The organism is Arthrobacter sp. Z1-15, assembly GCF_054792395.1.
This window is the reverse complement of sequence record NZ_CP096454.1, coordinates 2,856,605-2,873,278: the sequence shown is the minus strand read 5'-3', so window position 1 is coordinate 2,873,278 and position 16,674 is coordinate 2,856,605. Positions and strand designations below refer to the sequence as shown.

Below are 16,674 nucleotides of genomic sequence, written 5' to 3'. Positions count from 1 at the left end.
TGTGGCCATATTTACCGATCCCATCAAGGAACATGCCGATTTTGGACCGGGGGATGCGGAGTGGCTGCACCTCCTGGTCGGCGACTGGCAGCTGGTCGCCGACCTGGCCTTCGCCGACCTGGCGCTCTGGTTTCCGCTGCCAGACGGAAGCTACGTGGCACTCGCGCACGCCCGCCCCTCGACGTCGCACACTGTTTTTCACAGTGACTTCGTCGGGGAGCGGATCCGTGCGGACCTGCAGCCGCTGGTGGACAAGGCCAGGGCCAGCCAGGTCATCGAGCGTTCCAGTGAAACTGACTGGACCTCGGAAACGGCCATGCGGGTGGAGGCCATCCCGTTTGTCCGCAACGGCCGCACGCTGGCCGTGGTCACCAGCCACATGGACCTGTCTTCATCGCGCATGCCCTCGCGGCTGGAGCTGACCTACCGGCAGTGCGCCTACGACCTGCTGCGGATGGGAACCCTCGGGCTGTGGCCGGACTTCGCGACGCCCACCGGCTCGCGCCGGGGTGCACCGCGCGTCGGCGACGGGTTAATCCGGATGGACGCCGACGGCGTCGTGCAGTATGCCTCTCCCAACGGGGTCTCCGCGTTCCGACGCCTGGGGGACATGGAGACCCTGGAGGGACGTTCCCTCGCGGAAATCACGACGGCGCTGCTGAAGGACCGCCGCATGGTGGACGAGACGCTGCCCCTGGTGGTGACCGGCCGCATGCCGTGGCGCACGGAGATCGAGTCCCGCGGTGTCAGCCTGTCCCTGCGGGCCATACCGCTGCGGGACGAAAAGGAGCGGTTCGGGGCGCTGGTGCTGTGCCGGGACGTTTCCGAACTCCGCCGCCGCGAAATGGAACTGGTGTCCAAGGACGCGACGATCCGTGAGATCCACCACCGGGTCAAGAACAACCTGCAGACAGTGGCGGCCCTGCTGCGCATGCAGTCCCGGCGCATGGAGAGCGAAGAAGGCAAACAGGGTCTGGCGCAGGCCATGCGCCGTGTCTCCACCATCGCCCTGGTCCATGAGACGCTCTCGCAGGGGTTGACGCAGAATGTGAACTTTGACGAGCTCATTGACCGGCAGTTCCGGCTGGCAGCCGAGGTGGCCTCGCCCACCCAGCGGGTCCGCACCGAGAAAGAAGGATCCTTCGGCGAGCTTCCGAGCGACTTCGCGACGCCGCTGGCACTGGTGATCAACGAACTGGTGACAAACGCCGTCGAGCACGGGCTCTCCGAACGCCAGGGAACCGTGTGGCTCAGCGCGGCCCGGCAAATGGGTCCGGATGCCGAGGAAATCCTGACGGTAACGATCGCCGACGACGGCGTGGGCCTGCCGCCGGGACCGCGCCGGGAAGGGCTGGGGCTGCAGATCGTCCGAACCCTGGTTCAAAGCGAGCTGGACGGAACCATCGAATGGTCCTCCAGGCCCGGCGGCGGCACCGAGGTGCGCATTGAGATGGGCCTGGACGCCGAATCCCGCAGGAGCTGACCGGTTAAAAACCAAGGGCCGCTGCGTGAAGCAGCGGCCCTTTCAAAGTCTTCCGGACAAATGTCCGCAGGTAGTACGTCCCTAGGACGCGCGACGTGCACGTGCGGCACGGCGCTTCAGCGCGCGGCGCTCGTCTTCGCTCATACCGCCCCAGACGCCTGCGTCCTGGCCGGTTTCGATAGCCCACTGGAGGCAGGTATCCATAACCGGGCATCGGCGGCACACACTCTTGGCTTCTTCGATCTGAAGAAGAGCCGGGCCGGTGTTGCCCACAGGAAAGAACAGCTCCGGATCTTTGTCCAGACACGCTGCGCGGCTCCGCCAATCCATGCTAATCACAATCTCCTCTAATAGTTGACTCCCACGTGTTTGTGAAAACATTCACGAGCAACTGCAAACGAAAGGGGCCAGCTCCGGCCCCTGATTTCCCCAACTACTAGGATTCCACGATAAGGAAACCCAGACAAGGGTTAATATGCTCTTACTTTGCGCCAGACCATGAGGGATGCATCACAGCGCCCCGGGTGGGGGACCGGGGACTTGGGCGTCCTCCGACTATCTCCGGTAGTGTGCCAGTGTGTCAAGACCCCAAGAGCCGCACCCGGGCGCCGGTCATCCGGCCCCGCGTCCGCCGGCAGTTTTCATAATCTCCGCCGTTCTGGTCCTGGAAGCCCTTGCCCTGCTGGGTGTGGCCGGCTGGTACGTGTACAACCTCCTCACCGTTGCGCCGGTCTCCATGGGAGGCGCCGTCTTCACGACGGTCCTGATCGCGGCTGCCGGCATTTGGCTGCTGGCCCTCGGCCACTTCTTCTTCCGCGGATACCGCTGGACCCGGGCCGGCACGCTGGTCTTCCAGCTTTTCGCGGTGGTGATCGCCGTGCCGACCCTCCAGGGCGGAGTGATCCTGACGGGCCTGCTCCTGCTGCTGCCGGCTGCGGCAGTGCTCCTGCTGCTGTTTACCCGGCCGGTGCTTGACCACACCAGCAAAATCTCGGGCGACCCCAAGGCGTTCTAGCCGTTTTTCCCGTCGTGCTCTGGTTTCGCGTGTTTGCTTTGCCACACCAATGCTCCGCGTCCGGTGCAGCGGTAGCCGGACCTCCGGGCTGCGGGGCGTGCAATGTCCGCCGTAAAACAGGGGTGCGGCAGGCCGTTAAGATTGAAACCGGGCCGCGCCGGTGCTTGCGGGCCGCCACTGCCCCGAGCCCCGGTATCCCGTTGCCCCAAGCTCGTGAGGGTAGAGTCTATGGCTAAATTCCTGTTCCAATGAGAGGTCTTTGTGACTCAGCTGCAAACGGATGCCCCCGGGCCCTCCGCCAACGGCCTTCCGGCGGCGGCACGGCAATCCCGTTACCGGCCGGAAGTGCAGGGCCTGCGGGCGCTTGCCGTGCTCATGGTAGTGACCTACCACATCTGGTTTGGCCGGGTGTCGGGCGGAGTGGACGTTTTCCTCCTCATCTCCGCTTTCCTGCTGACGCTGTCCTTTGTGCGCAAGGTCGAATCCGGGCTGCCGCTGGACCTAGGGCGCTACTGGCTGCGCCAGTTTAAGCGGCTGCTTCCCCCGGTGGCGGTGGTGCTGATCGGCACGCTGATCGCTGCGGCGCTGTTTGTACCGCAGAGCCGATGGACCGAAATCCTCTCGCAGAGCTGGTCCTCTCTCCTGTATTTCCAGAACTGGGTGCTGGCCGCTGACTCTGTGGATTACTATGCTGTTGATCACAGCACCGCGAGCCCGCTGCAGCACTTTTGGTCCCTCTCGATCCAGGGACAGGTCTTTATTCTCTGGCCGCTGTTGTTCGCGGCTTCGGCGTTCCTGGCCCGGGCTACCCGGATCTCCTTCCGTTGGGTCGTGCTGGTGGTTTTCGGCGCCCTGTTCGCCGGTTCCCTGACCTATTCCGTGCTGGAAACCTACGGGAACCAGGCGCACGCATACTTCGATACCCGAACCAGGCTCTGGGAGTTTGCCCTGGGCACCCTGCTTGCCCTGGCCCTTCCATACCTGAGACTTCCCCGGAGCCTCCGGATCATCATCGGCTGGGCAGGTCTGGCCATCATGTTCAGCGTTGGCTTCCTGCTGGATGTGCAGGGCCAGTTCCCGGGTTACGTTGCCCTGTGGCCCCTGGCTGCAGCATCGCTGGTCATCGCTGCCGGCCAGACCGGCAGCCGCTTTGGCGCCGACCGCTTGTTGTCCTGGAAGCCCCTGATGCGGCTGGGGGATATGTCGTATGCCCTGTACCTGTGGCATTGGCCGGTGCTGGTGATCTACTTGATCTGGCGCGGGCGAGAGGAAGTCGGGCCGGTCGGCGGTACCGCGATCATCGCCCTTTCACTGGTCCTGGCGTACCTCACGACCAAACTGGTGGAGCGTCCCCTGCGATCCTCGGAATGGGTCAACCGGGACTCCCGCCGCGCTGCAGTGGTCATAGCGGTCTGCTTAGCCGTAGTCGCGGCTCCGCTCGCCGGATGGCAGCAGGGACTGAAACTGCAGTCCGAACGGCTGGCTGCAGAAGCGGACCGCAACTATCCCGGCGCCGCGGTGCTGATGCCCGGATTTCAAGACAAGTCCGACCCGGATGTCAGCACGCTTCCCAAGACCGGTGATGAGTGGCCCGCATTTACGCCCAAGTGCATTGAAGATCCGGTAACCCTTGAAAGCCGCTGCGAGACCGGAAGTACAGCAAGCGACGGCCTAGAGATCGTGCTCATGGGCAGCTCCCACGCCAAGGTGTGGGCTACTCCGCTGCTGGAGATGGTTCAGGAGCGGGGATGGGAACTGACCGCTTTCCTAAAGGGCTACTGCCCGCTGACCACCGACCCGGGTACGGCCTCCGCCGCGTGTCTGGAATTCAACAGGGACCGGATGGATGAAGTCCTGCAGATGCGGCCGGACGTGGTGGTGACAACGTCCTCCCGTACCGTGCTGGACGGCGAGGAGTATATGGACGAAAGCTGGCTGGACATGGTCACTGCGTTGACCGACGCGGGAATCAAGGTGGTTGCCATCCGGGACACCCCGCGCATGAGGGAGCTGGTTCCCGAGTGTCTGGAACAGAACGCGGCGGACCCGTCGCAGTGCGGCATCGAGTCGGGTTCAGTCTTCAACGAGGTTAATCCGGCCGAGGAACTTCCCCCGGTTCAGGGACTGTCCCATCTCGATTTTACGGATTACCTCTGTCCCCAGGGCTTCTGCGAGCCGGTCATCGGAAACATCGTCGTTTATATGGACAACAACCATCTGACCGCAAGTTACCTTCGCACTTTATCCGGGGTATTTGCCGAGCAGTTTGACGAGGCCATCGGCCCCGCGAGCCGGACGAACGGCATATAGGCCTGGGAGTAAAAATGCCCCGGGGCGGAATGTCAGATAACCTAGACCGTCGGGTACGTGCCCGCTAGGCCGCACCGAAACAATCAGGAGAATCAAGTGAACGTTGACCTCGTCGTCGTCGGGTCGGGCTTTTTCGGCCTCACCGTAGCCGAACGGGCTGCCAAGGAACTGGGCCTGAAGGTCGCAGTGCTGGACCGCCGCCACCATATTGGCGGCAACGCCTACAGTGAGAACGAACCCCAGACCGGTATCGAAGTGCACCGTTACGGGGCGCACCTGTTCCACACCTCCAACGAGCGGGTGTGGGAGTATGTCAACCGGTTCACCGAGTTCACCAACTACGTGCATAAGGTTTACACGAGCCACAAGGGCGAGGTGTACCCGATGCCCATCAACCTGGGAACCATCAACCAGTTCTTCCGGTCCTCGATGGGCCCTGCGGAAGCCCGCGCACTCATCCAGGAGCAGGCCGGGGAACTGGCGGGCACCGATCCGGCCAACCTCAACGACAAGGGCATCCAGCTGATTGGGCGTCCCCTCTATGAGGCTTTCATTAAGCACTACACCGGCAAGCAGTGGCAGACGGACCCCAAGGATCTGCCCGCGGAGATCGTATCCCGGCTGCCTGTCCGCTATACCTATGACAACCGGTACTTCAACGACACCTATGAAGGCCTGCCCAAGGACGGCTACACCGCGTGGATCGAGCGAATGGCCGATCACCCGAACATCCAGCTGCACCTGAAGACGGACTTCTTCGACGAAGGCCACGAATTCTCCCGCAACTCGACTCTGGGCCAGGTGCCGGTCGTTTACACCGGGGCAGTGGACCGCTACTTCGACTACGCGGAGGGCAACCTGGCCTGGCGGACCATCGACCTCAAGGAAGAGGTCCTGCCCGTGGAAGACTTCCAGGGCACCTCCGTCATGAACTACCCGGACGCAGACGTTCCTTACACCAGAATCCATGAGTTCCGCCACTTCCACCCGGAGCGGAACTACACCAAGGATGCAACGGTCATCATGCGCGAATACTCCCGGTTCGCGGAGAAGGGCGATGAGCCCTACTACCCCGTCAACACCGCTGAGGACCGCGCAAAGCTGCTGGCCTACCGCGACCTGGCCAAGGGCGAAAAGTCGGTGCTGTTCGGCGGCCGCCTCGGCACCTACAAGTACCTTGACATGCACATGGCGATCGGATCGGCCTTGTCGATGTACGACAATAAGATCAAGCCCCACTTCACCGGCGGGGCAAAGCTTGAAAGCGGAGGAGTGGACGCGTGAGCCAGCTGAAGACCGAAGAAAAACAGGGTGTATCCGGGGAATCAGCCCAGTGGCACACTCTGCAGCGGATTATTTTCCCTGATCAGAGCCAGATGGATACAGCCCTGCTGTACGTTGACAGCGGATCAGCAATGGGCGCCCAGTTCAACACCATGGACGGCTCGATGATGGAGTCAACCTCCACCAAGAACACCGAGGCGGTTGCGGCCGGCGGCGAGGTGCACGTCGAGGACTTCCTCTCGCGCACCTCCACGATCGCCCGTCCTGGGCAGAGGTTGTCCTTCGGCACCTACTTCAACGCGTTCCCGGCGAGCTATTGGCGCCGCTGGACGGACGTCGAGTCCGTCCGGCTCCATGTCGAAACCAAGGGCGCCGGTGTCATCAGCGTCTACAAGTCCAACGCCCGCGGGTCGCTGCAGCATGTGGAGACCCGACGCGTGAATGGTGACACTGTCACTGACATCGACCTGACGCTCAAGCCCTTCGGCGACGGAGGCTGGTACTGGTTTGACCTAGTGGCCGGGGCCGAACCCATGGCCCTGGTCAACGCCGGCTGGCTTGCTCCGGGAGAGGCCAAGAAGCCCGGTTCCATCACGCTGGAAATCACCACGCTGAATAAGAATGAGTTCTGCCTCAACAACCTGAAGATCCTGGCAGACAACCCCGAGGCACTGGAAAACGTGGCTGAAGTACTAATCGTTGACCAGGGAACCAAGAAGCTGGTGGACGCCGAAGGTTTCGACGAGGCAAAGGCGGCGCTCGGGGGCAAGCTTCGTATGATCCACCAGGGCAACCTAGGCGGATCCGGTGGTTTTGCCCGCGGTATGTACGAAGCCGTAGAAAACGGCAGTGATTACGCACTCCTGCTCGATGACGACATCGTCATGGAGCCGGAGAGCATCACCCGCATGCTCACCTTCGCGGATCACTGCAAGACCCCGACCATTGTCGGCGCCCACATGTTCGACCTCTACAACCGCTCGGTCCTGCACACCTTTGGCGAGACCGTAAACCTCTTCCGCTTCCAGCCGGATCACCCCTTCAAGGAACAGGTCCTGGGGCATGACTTCGCCCGCACCAACCTGCGCACCACCTCCTGGATGCACCGGCGGGTCGATGTGGACTACAACGGCTGGTGGATGTGCATGATCCCCACTGAAATCATCCGCAACATCGGCCTATCCCTACCGGTGTTCATAAAGTGGGACGACGCCGAATACGGCCTTCGTGCTAAGGCCGCCGGCTACAACACCGTGTCCCTGCCCGGTTCGGCAGTCTGGCACATCACCTGGGCCGACAAAGACGACGCCGTCGACTGGCAGGCCTACTTCCACAGCCGGAACCGCATTATCACGGCGCTGCTGCACAGTCCTTACCCCCGCGGCGGCCGGGTGGTGCGTGAAGGCAGCTTCATTGACATCAAGCACCTGATCTCGATGCAGTACTTCACAGCTCAAGGGCGCGTCATGGCGCTCAAGGACCTGATTGCAGGACCCGAACAGCTGCATGAAATTCTGCCGTCCCGGCTCCCAGCCATCCAGGCTATGCGGGATGAGTTCTCCGAAGCACAGTTCAAGGCCGATCCGGAGGCGTTCCCGCGCCCCGGCATGGGCAAGCCGCCACGCCACGGGCAGGGGTTCAAAGCTCCGTCCTACGTCACTTTGGTGCCTTGGGCCGCCAAGACAATCGTGCGCCAGCTGACCAAGCCCGTGGCCAAGGCCAGCACCGAGCGACCGCAGGCCCGCGTGGCGCACATTGATAACCGGTGGTGGCGCATGTCCCAGTACGACAGCGCCGTTGTCACCAATGCCGATGGCACGGCTGCCTCCTGGTACCAGCGTGACCCCCGGAAGCTGCGGTCACTGCTGGCTGAAGGTACCCGCCTGAACGCGGAGATCCTGAAGGACTGGCAGAAGCTGAGCCAGAAGTACCGTAAGGCCCTGCCGGAGATCACGTCCATGGAGGCTTGGAAAGCGACATTCGAAAAGCACTCGGAAGAGAGAAAATAAGCTTGTCTACTGGTGAACTGGTCACCCCCGGCTCCGGGGGTGGACTGCGTGACGTGCTGCGGTCCCGGTACCTGCTGAAGCTTCTCGTTTCCAAGGAGCTCAAGGTCCGCTACCGTGGATCGGTGCTGGGCCTGCTGTGGTCCTACGTCAAGCCGGGGGTGCAGTTCCTAGTCTTCTGGTTTGCTCTGGGAGTCTTCCTCGGGTTGAACGAGACCACGCCCAATTTTCCCATCTACCTCTTCTCGGGCATCATCCTGATCAACTTCTTCAGTGAGGCGCTTGGGAACGCGTCACGCTCGATTGTCGGCAACGGCGGCCTGATCAAGAAGATTTACCTGCCCCGCGAACTGTTTCCGGTCGCGTCGGTGTGGGTGTCGGCAGTGCATTTCTTGCCGCAGCTGCTGATCCTCTTGGCCGCTGCGCTCATCACCGGCTGGCATCCGGGGCTCTCGGAAATCGGAGCCGCCGTCATCGGCTTTGTGATCGTTGCACTGCTGGCGACCGGTCTCGGCCTGTTCTTCGGCGCCGTCAACGTGTACTTCCGCGACTCCGAAAACTTCGTGGACATGCTCCTCATGATCGCCACATGGGCGTCTCCGGTGCTCTATCACTGGCAGATGGTCCGCGATTCACTGGGCCCGACGGCGCTGACCATCTACCAGATGAATCCGCTGACAACCGCTGTGGAACTCTTCCACCACGCTTTCTGGCTTCCAACCACCGGCTGGGATGACGCGGCAGCGATAGCCGAGACCCCGCCGTCGCTCCTCATGCTCTGGATGCCCGTGGCCCTGCTCACCTCAGTTCTCGTCCTGATCTTGGGGCAATTCACCTTCAGGCGGCTGGAAGGCCGCTTCGCTCAGGAGCTCTAGCCGTGTCCACAGCAATTGAAGTGCACAACGTGTCGAAGGAATTCGTTCTTCGCCACACCCGGTCCATCAAGGAAGCCTTCGTTTGGTTCGTCAAGGGACGCAAAGGCGACCTCTCGGAAAAGTTCTTCGCCTTGAAGGACATTTCCCTGGAAGTGAAGCAGGGCGAATCCGTGGCCCTGCTGGGGCTGAACGGCTCGGGAAAATCTACGCTGCTCAAGCAGATTTCCGGCGTCATGCTTCCGGACTCTGGCTCCGTGGGTACGCGAGGCCGGGTCGCCGGCCTCATCGAGGTGGGCGCAGGGTTCCATCCGGACCTCAGCGGCCGCGACAACGTCTTCCTCAACGGTGCCATCCTGGGAATGTCCGAGGAAGAGATTAACGCGAAGTTCGATTCCATCGTCGAGTTCTCTGAAATCGGACAGTTCATCGACACCGAGGTGAAGTTCTACTCCTCGGGCATGTACCTGCGCCTAGCGTTTTCCGTCGCGGTCCACACCGACCCCGAGGTGTTCCTCGTTGACGAGATCTTGGCGGTTGGTGACGAGCCGTTCCAGAAAAAGTGCATCGCCAAGATCCGCGAGCTGGCGGAAGAAGGCAAGACCCTCGTCGTCGTCAGCCACGACCTGGACCTGGTCGCCAAGATTTGCGAGCGCGGCATCCTGCTTGAACACGGTCAGGTTGTTATGGACGGCCCGGTCAACGACGTCGTCGCACGCCTGCGCTCCTAGCGCCTAGTGCCAGGGGAGGGAGGGTCAGCTAACGAACGGGAGCTGACCCTTTCCGCCTGTGTCCTGCTAAATGTCCTCGCCAGTGGTGTCGCTGATTCCGTTTGCCTCGGTGAAGCCGGTATGGCCCGGTGCGGAGGCCGAATCATCAGCGCGCATGCTGTCGTAGCCCACCAGGTACAGCGGGCGGCGAAGGGTCCCTGCGAAAATGCGGCCAATGTATTCGCCCAGGATGCCGAGGCAGAACAGCTGGATGGCGCCGATGCCGCCCACCACCAACACGGTCGAGGCCCAGCCGGGAACCGTTTGGCCCGTGAAAACGCCCACAATGACAAATACGCCCACCAGGACGCAAAGCAGGGCGCTCAAAACGCCAAGCCACGTTGCGAACCGGAGCGGTCCGCCGGAGAATGTGACAATACTCTCCGTTGTCAGCAGGATCATCTTGCCCAGCGGGTACTTAGAAGTCCCGGCGGCGCGCTTGTCCCTCTGGTAGTAGACATTGGTGCTCGGGAACCCGAACCAGGGGATGATCAGGCGATAGACGCGTCCCTCTTCGGGAAGCTTGTTTATTGCTTCCAGCACGCGGCGGCTGACCAGACGGAAGTCGCCGGCGTTCGACGGAACGTGAGGTCCCGCTACGCGCCGCATCAGCCAGTAGTACAGCGCCGCCGTCTGCCGCTTAAAGACGGAGTCAGTGGACCGGTCGCTCCGGACGCCGTAAACGACGTCGACTTCTTCCGCCTGCGCCTTCTCCAGCATTTCCTCAATGGCTTCGGGCGGATCCTGCAGATCGGCGTCGATGGTGACTACATAGTCCCCAACCGCCCCGCTCATTCCGGCGGTGATGGCCGCCTGATGGCCGCTGTTGCGCATCAGACGGATGAGCCGCAGCTCGGGCCATTCGCCGCGCATCTGCTGCACCATGGTTGCTGTGGCGTCCTTGCTGCCGTCGTCGACGGCGACGACCTCGTAGGGGACGCCCAACCCGTCCAACACGGGACGCAAACGGGATACCAGCTGATTTAGGACGGCCTCCTCGTTGTACATGGGCACAACAACGGACAGCACTTTATGGCTCAAGACGGGACTCCTAGTAGGCTATGAACACCTAGCGACCATACCAATGTTAGCTGTAATAGCCCGCCTCACCGCCGTGGGGCCCGGCCGCACCATGGGCTAGAATTGCTAAGGCCTCAGTGAGGGCAACCTCCGACGAGGCACGTATGCGTAGAACGGACAGCAATCGTATGACGACAGTCAGCCAGCGGGCCGAGGGCACTGCTCCTCTCACCTCGGAAGAGACGCAGGAGTCGGTTAACGGGCCGCGGGAGCAGCGCAAAGAATCGGCGTTGTGGGGGGTCATAACGGTAGTAGCGGCGCTGCTCGGTTCCCTCATCCCGCTGATCCGCAATCCTCGCTTCTACTTCTACGACGACACCCAAGCCGGAGCCTACGGGATCTGGGTGGAAATCGGGGAGAGCCTGCGGCGCGGCGAATGGTGGCTGTTCAACGAGGAGGCCTGGGCTGCAGGCAACTATGCGGCAGAAGGACAGTGGGGGCTCTGGAGCCCCCTGATCATGCTCATCGGGTTCCTTTCAACGGTGATCACCGATGCCGTGCTGTTCTCGACGATCCTCAAAATCGTGCTGGTGCTGCTGCTCGCGCTGGGAACCTTCCTGCTGGCCCGCAGCTACGGGTCCTCGGCGCCCTGGGCATCGGTGGCCGGGGTGGCTGTCACCCTCACCGGCTTCACCACATACTTTGACGGCGCCTCCTGGGTCACGGGCCTCATGGTTTTCGCGCTGCTTCCCTGGGCCTGGTGGGGGCTGCACCGGATTGTCACGAAAGGACGCAACCCCGCTCCGGCCCTGATCTTCTCCTATCTGCTCATAACCACCGGTTACGTGCATGGAACCATGATGCTTGTGGTCGTTTTCCTGGGACTGCTGATTGAGGTGCTGGTGTGCCGTAACAAGGCGCGTGCGGTTCCTCTGATCGTTTCCGGCGTGATCATGGGCATGGTCGCCCTGACCGTTTACCTCCCCGGCGTACTTACCGCCGACGTGACTGCCCGGGCCTCGGACATTCAGAACACCGGGTGGCTTGGCACGGACCTGACCGGGTTGGCGAGTTCTGCCGTCGCCAGCGCGCTGCCCCAGGTGAGCGGCTGGTGGGGTTTATTCGCACCGGTGCCCGTCCTTTACATCGCCTGGTTCCTGCCGCTTGCAGCCCTGATCAGCGCACATCGCATCAGGGGAGCCTGGCCGGCACTCTCGGCGATCCTCACTGTGGGCGTCGTGTCGCTGATGCTGACGCTTGCCCCCAGCGACCTCGGTCCGCTTCGCTTCCCGATCCGTCTTGTCCCGTACGTCGCGCTGACCCTTCTTGTCCTGCTGGCTGTCCTGCTTTCGCGCTTCCGCGTCCGCCGACTCACCGCCGGCCGGATTGTCGCAGTGTTCGTGCTGTACGCGGCCGGCATGTACCTGGCCTGGAGCCAGAATCCGACCACCGGACGGATCCACTTCGTCCTTGCATCCGTCGCGGTTGTGGGCCTGATTGCTGTCTTGGTGGTCCTGTACGCACCGCATAAACTGGTCCGGGTGTGGGGTGTCCGCGCAGCCGCCGGCGGAATGATCCTCGTGTGCCTGGTCACGGCCGTCGGGCAGAAGCATTACTTTTGGGCATCGCCCCTACCTGATTTCCACTATCCTGAATCGCCTGAGGAATACGCCGACCCGCTCTCTGAAGCGGAAGGCATGGCCTTTGTCGTGGGGTACCCCGACCAGCTCGGACCGGGCATCTGGGACGAGACTCTGGCATCCAACGCCTGGTACCTGAGCGATGTTCCCACTCACAACCTCTACAGCCCCATCATGTTTGCAAAGTACTCCGAGGATCTGTGCATGAACAGCCACGGAGGGAGCTGCCAGAACGCAGCGGACAGCCTGTTCACACTGGACGAGGAGACCGGGATGCTTCTGGTTGATCTGCTCTCCATCGACACGGTGCAGATCCTGCGCGAGGCATCCGACCAGACGGGCGAAAGCTTGGACGCACGGGTCCTGCCCGAGGGCTGGGTTGAAGTTGAACGCACCGACGATGCTCTGACCTGGGTCCGGGCTGAACCTCTGGAGAACAACGGCGAAGCGGTCTGGGCAACTCCCGGGACCCGCGTAACCACGGTTTCGGATACCAGCCAGGAACTGGTCCTGCACGTTGAGGAAGTGTCCGACGGCGGCGGCGAAGTTGTCATGAGTCGCCTGGCCTGGCCCGGTTACGATGCTGAAGGAGCAACCGTCGCAGATCCGCTCCGCGGTTACCTGCTGACCGTCAACATACCCGCCGACAGCGAGGGGCAGGACATCCGCATCACCTTTGAGCCTCCGGCCTGGCCGGTGCTGGTGGTCCTAATCTACACGGCAATCGGGCTGGGCCTGCTCTGGTCTGTCCTGCACCTGGTGCAGTCGCTGAAACGGAACAGGAACCGAGTCGGCGCAGCTGACCGGACCGGAACGGTGACCCGTTGAACCCCGAAGACGAACCTCCGTTCCAGGAGAGGCCCCACGGAGTCATCTCCGGCCCGCCCGGTCCGCTGCTGCGGCTGATCAAGACGGAAAAGGTGGCCTTCCTGCTGGTTGGCGGCATCAACACCGTGTTCAGCACAGCGCTGTTCGTGGCGCTGGACCTGCTCTTCGGCAAGAACGTTCCCTCATTCGTGGTCCTGGGGACTGCTTGGCTGATCTCTCTGGTGGCCGTCTTCTTTGTCTACCGGAAGCTGGTCTTCCGGGTCTCGGGGCATGTGCTGACGGACCTGGGCAGGTTCGCGCTGGTGAACCTCACCGCCCTGCTGGTGAACATGGTGCTGCTTTACGTATCGTCGGATCTGCTGGGAGCGCCACGCATTCCGGCCCAGATAGTGATCACGTGCGCCACCGTCTTCATTAACTATTTCGGCCACAAGTACTTTTCGTTCAAGCGCAAACCATCCCAGGAAACCGAACCCGTGCAGGGCACCGTTTCCCAGAAAGAGGACGAGGCATGAATCCCCAAGTTTCCATTGTCATACCGGCCTACAACAATGCCGCCTACCTGGCGGCGACACTGGATTCTGTTACGGCACAGACGTACTCGGACTTCGAAATTGTCATCGCCGACCACAGCTCCGTGGATGGGACGGCGGGCGTCATCGACTCCTTCTCCGGGGACCCCAGGATCCGTGTCCTGAGCCCCACCCCGCACGGTGGAGGAGCCAAGGCCAACTGGAACCGGGTGAGCCAGCATGCCACGGGGGAGTGGATCAAGCTCGTCTGCGGTGATGACCTCATCTCCCCCGACGCTCTCGAGGTCCAGATGGCGGCGGCGCAGGCGCACCCCAGCGCCGTAATGGTCGCCAGCAAGCGCGCCATCGTTGACGCGCACGGCGCTCCGGTCATCGGGTCCCGCGGCCTCGCCGGACTTGACGGGCTGGTCAGTGGCCCGGAGGCCGTCCGCGCCACCGTCCGCAGCGGCACCAACATCTTCGGCGAACCGGCCGCGGTGCTGCTCAAGCGGGAGGTCCTGGCGCAGGGCTGGTGGGACGACTCCTTCCCCTACATGATCGACGAGACGGCGTACGTCCGCGTGCTGCGTTCCGGTGACCTCGTGGCCGTCCCGCAGACACTGGCGAGCTTCCGCATCAGCGCCAGCCAGTGGAGCGTGCGGCTGGCCGCAGCCCAGGCAGAGCAGGCAGCCGGGCTCCACAAGGCCATTCTGGCCGCCCACCCGGAAGCGGTCTCTCCGGCAGATGTGCGCCGCGGCAACGCCCTGGCCCTGGCCAACGCCTATGCACGCCGGCTGGTGTACCTTGGCCTGCGCCGCCGGATGGGCAAGGAAAACGTCGTCGCCAGCACCACCTAGTCAAACAGCGGGCATCAGCCCGCGGAATGGTCGCAAAAACCAATGTTGAAGTCAACACGCACCGCCAACCGGGCAGGTGCTGTGCTGCAGTACGTCCTGCAGCGGCTCCGGACGGGCGATAACGCCCTCCGGGTTGCCGTCATCGCCGCCTACGTACTGATGGTCCTGCTCGGCGCCACAACTTCCTCCATCGGAATGGCCCACCTGCGGCAGGATCCGGAGGACCCCCTCGGCACAATGTGGGGGCTCTCGAACTGGATCCGGTCGGACGAATACAACGCTTATACCCCGATCGCGCTTTCGGTCATGGCTACCGGCGGCGCCCCCACTCTGAGCGCACTGGGGGCACGGGCGGACCTGGTCCACCGGTTCACCTCCGGCGGCTTTTTCGAGTCATTCGTATTCTTCGATTCCGGGCTCCTGAAGCTGGCCGGATTCCTTCCGGATGCCAGTGTGTTTGCGGCCCACTGGTGGCTGCCGGTACTGCTGCTGCTGCTCATGATGCCCAAATGGATGGAACAGGTAGGCGGATCCCGGCGTATGGGCTGGCTGGCGGCGGGCCTGATTGCCCTCTCGCCCGCTGTTGCGTGGTGGTCGATGATGCCCGTGGCGCTGATTGCCTACACGCTTACCGGGGCTAGTCTGATGATCTCGGCCTACCACCGCTTCAACCGCGGCCGGCGGGTGACCGGCGCCCTGGCGGGGCTCGTCGGCGGAATCCTGATCGCCGGGATGCCCTCCTTCTACACACCCTGGTCCCTGGTGCTCGGACTGCCCGTGCTGGCAGCCTCCACGCTCTGGATCCTCACCTGCGCCGGATCCTGGTGGAGCCGGATCAGGCCTGTCCTGTTGACCGGACTCACCGCCGTCGTCTTCGGAATCGGCATCCTGGTGGAAAACTCCGAGGGACTGAACGCACTGCTGAACACTGTGTACCCCGGTGCCCGCCGGTCGTCCGCTGAAGCACAGCCGTTCAGCCTGCTGTTCGGCGCCCCCGCGCTGTCACCGCTGCAGAATGGTGCAGTACCGATCCAGGCCAACGCCAGTGAGCTGTCCACCTCCTTCACTGTCGCCTTCATCTGGATCGCCGTCGTGCTGGCAGGGGCCCGGCTGGTTCCGTCCCTGCGGAAGGGCATCGCTGCCTGGACCGTGCTTGCGTTCGGAGTTGTCTGGCTCGGGTGGTGCCTCGTGGACCTGGGCAACCTGGGGGAGAAGATTCCCCTGCTCAACCTCGTGCCGTCGGTCCGCGCCGCGCAAGTGGTGGGCATCCTAGGCATCATTGCGCTTTGCCTGTTTCTGTCAATCATGGGCCCCCAGCGGTGGACAACCGCCATCGTTGCCGCTGCTCTCTCAGGGGCCGTCACTGTTTACGCGGCCTCCCAGGTTCAGGCCGAGTACCTGCCGGACATGCGCTTCCTGGTCGTCGCGGGTGCCGGGGCCGCTGTTGCTCTGGTGGTCGCCGTTCTTACCCGCTGGCCCGGCCGCAGCTGGTCTGTGGTCCTGACCTTGCTCCTGGCAGCCCTTCCGGTCTATCAGGCTAATCCCGTGATATTCGGGCTGGGTGACCTTCGGACCTCCGAGACAGCCAAGCAACTGCACGAGGAGGGCGTCGAAGCACGCGCAGGGGGGACGCTGTGGGCCTCCAACGTGGTTCCGTTCGATACGGTCAGCCTGGCAAACGGTGTGCCGACGCTCTCCGGTTTGCAGCGGTCCGGCCCGGACATGGAGATGTGGCAGCGCATCGATCCCGAGAACAAGTTCGAAGAAGCCTGGAACCGCGGCGGCGGCTACGTGCCGTTCGGCTGGGCCGCCCCCGGCGAAGAGACGGAAATCAGCACTGACGGCTTTGACCTGACCTTTGTCGCTATTGATCCGTGCGTCCTTGCGGAGGCCATGCCTGAACTGGGCCACATCGCCTCCAGCACCGAGCTGACGGGGGAGTGTCTGCAGGCCGACTCGACGATGGAATGGGCCGGCAGCCCCGTCTATGTGTACGAGGTAGTCAGGGACTAAGCTGACGCGGAAACCGGCGCGAAAAACAAGGATGCCCGTACCTGGCGAGGTACGGGCATCCTTG

13 protein-coding genes are annotated in these 16,674 nt (G+C 62.9%); 11 read left to right on the top strand and 2 right to left on the bottom strand.

What is annotated here, in order from left to right:
• Window position 1 precedes the first annotated feature (1 nt).
• Window positions 2-1,483, top strand: coding sequence for a sensor histidine kinase (locus M1D40_RS13110; protein WP_341393562.1), 1,482 nt, complete (start codon window positions 2-4; stop codon window positions 1,481-1,483).
• A gap of 81 nt (window positions 1,484-1,564) precedes the next feature.
• Here M1D40_RS13110 and M1D40_RS13105 read toward each other — a convergent pair whose 3' ends face one another.
• Window positions 1,565-1,813 carry a WhiB family transcriptional regulator gene (locus tag M1D40_RS13105; RefSeq protein WP_104052537.1) on the bottom strand — a complete coding sequence of 83 codons (249 nt, stop codon included), beginning with the start codon at window positions 1,811-1,813 and terminating at the stop codon, window positions 1,565-1,567.
• Window positions 1,814-2,060: 247 nt separating this feature from the next.
• Here M1D40_RS13105 and M1D40_RS13100 point away from each other — a divergent pair, with 247 nt between their 5' ends.
• The 6 genes from M1D40_RS13100 (at window position 2,061) to M1D40_RS13075 (ending at window position 9,701) form a co-directional block, all read left to right on the top strand.
• Complete coding sequence (locus tag M1D40_RS13100) at window positions 2,061-2,498, top strand: hypothetical protein (protein ID WP_341393563.1); 438 nt, start codon at window positions 2,061-2,063, stop codon at window positions 2,496-2,498.
• A gap of 261 nt (window positions 2,499-2,759) precedes the next feature.
• Window positions 2,760-4,808, top strand: coding sequence for an acyltransferase family protein (locus M1D40_RS13095; protein WP_461169104.1), 2,049 nt, complete (start codon window positions 2,760-2,762; stop codon window positions 4,806-4,808).
• A gap of 96 nt (window positions 4,809-4,904) precedes the next feature.
• Window positions 4,905-6,092, top strand: coding sequence for a UDP-galactopyranose mutase (gene glf, locus M1D40_RS13090; RefSeq protein ID WP_461169103.1), 1,188 nt, complete (start codon window positions 4,905-4,907; stop codon window positions 6,090-6,092).
• A 92-nt stretch (window positions 6,093-6,184) separates the two neighbouring features.
• Window positions 6,185-8,101: a glycosyltransferase gene (locus tag M1D40_RS13085; RefSeq protein ID WP_461171062.1), complete on the top strand. Its 1,917-nt coding sequence runs from the start codon at window positions 6,185-6,187 to the stop codon at window positions 8,099-8,101.
• A gap of 2 nt (window positions 8,102-8,103) precedes the next feature.
• Complete coding sequence (locus M1D40_RS13080) at window positions 8,104-8,973, top strand: ABC transporter permease (RefSeq protein ID WP_461169102.1); 870 nt, start codon at window positions 8,104-8,106, stop codon at window positions 8,971-8,973.
• Between the two features lie 2 nt (window positions 8,974-8,975).
• Window positions 8,976-9,701 carry an ABC transporter ATP-binding protein gene (locus tag M1D40_RS13075; protein WP_461169101.1) on the top strand — a complete coding sequence of 242 codons (726 nt, stop codon included), beginning with the start codon at window positions 8,976-8,978 and terminating at the stop codon, window positions 9,699-9,701.
• Between the two features lie 66 nt (window positions 9,702-9,767).
• On the opposite strand, the gene M1D40_RS13070 is transcribed toward M1D40_RS13075, so the two are convergent.
• On the bottom strand, window positions 9,768-10,781 hold the full coding sequence (locus tag M1D40_RS13070) for a glycosyltransferase family 2 protein (RefSeq protein WP_461169100.1): 1,014 nt from the start codon (window positions 10,779-10,781) through the stop codon (window positions 9,768-9,770).
• Between the two features lie 167 nt (window positions 10,782-10,948).
• Between M1D40_RS13070 and M1D40_RS13065 the strand changes: the two genes are divergently transcribed.
• Genes M1D40_RS13065 through M1D40_RS13050 form a run of 4 tightly spaced genes read left to right on the top strand, consistent with a single transcriptional unit; the run spans window position 10,949 to window position 16,610 of the window.
• Window positions 10,949-13,228: a hypothetical protein gene (locus M1D40_RS13065; RefSeq protein ID WP_461169099.1), complete on the top strand. Its 2,280-nt coding sequence runs from the start codon at window positions 10,949-10,951 to the stop codon at window positions 13,226-13,228.
• Window positions 13,225-13,743 (top strand): GtrA family protein, encoded by a 519-nt coding sequence (locus M1D40_RS13060; protein WP_461169098.1) that lies wholly within the window; start codon window positions 13,225-13,227, stop codon window positions 13,741-13,743. The genes M1D40_RS13065 and M1D40_RS13060 overlap by 4 nt, the downstream gene beginning before the upstream one ends.
• Window positions 13,740-14,597 (top strand): glycosyltransferase family 2 protein, encoded by an 858-nt coding sequence (locus tag M1D40_RS13055; protein ID WP_461169097.1) that lies wholly within the window; start codon window positions 13,740-13,742, stop codon window positions 14,595-14,597. The genes M1D40_RS13060 and M1D40_RS13055 overlap by 4 nt, the downstream gene beginning before the upstream one ends.
• A 42-nt stretch (window positions 14,598-14,639) precedes the next feature.
• The gene (locus tag M1D40_RS13050; RefSeq protein WP_461169096.1) at window positions 14,640-16,610 is read left to right on the top strand and encodes a DUF7657 domain-containing protein; all 1,971 of its coding nucleotides are present in this window, start codon (window positions 14,640-14,642) and stop codon (window positions 16,608-16,610) included.
• Window positions 16,611-16,674: the final 64 nt, after the last annotated feature.

Bases quoted from the DNA above. Each gene is read 5' to 3' on its own strand.
- M1D40_RS13105 (WP_104052537.1), bottom strand. From the start codon at position 1,813: ATGGATTGGCGGAGCCGCGCAGCGTGTCTGGACAAAGATCCGGAGCTG.
- M1D40_RS13085 (WP_461171062.1), top strand. From the start codon at position 6,185: ATGGATACAGCCCTGCTGTACGTTGACAGCGGATCAGCAATGGGCGCC.
- M1D40_RS13065 (WP_461169099.1), top strand. From the start codon at position 10,949: ATGACGACAGTCAGCCAGCGGGCCGAGGGCACTGCTCCTCTCACCTCG.
- M1D40_RS13055 (WP_461169097.1), top strand. From the start codon at position 13,740: ATGAATCCCCAAGTTTCCATTGTCATACCGGCCTACAACAATGCCGCC.
- M1D40_RS13050 (WP_461169096.1), top strand. From the start codon at position 14,640: ATGTTGAAGTCAACACGCACCGCCAACCGGGCAGGTGCTGTGCTGCAG.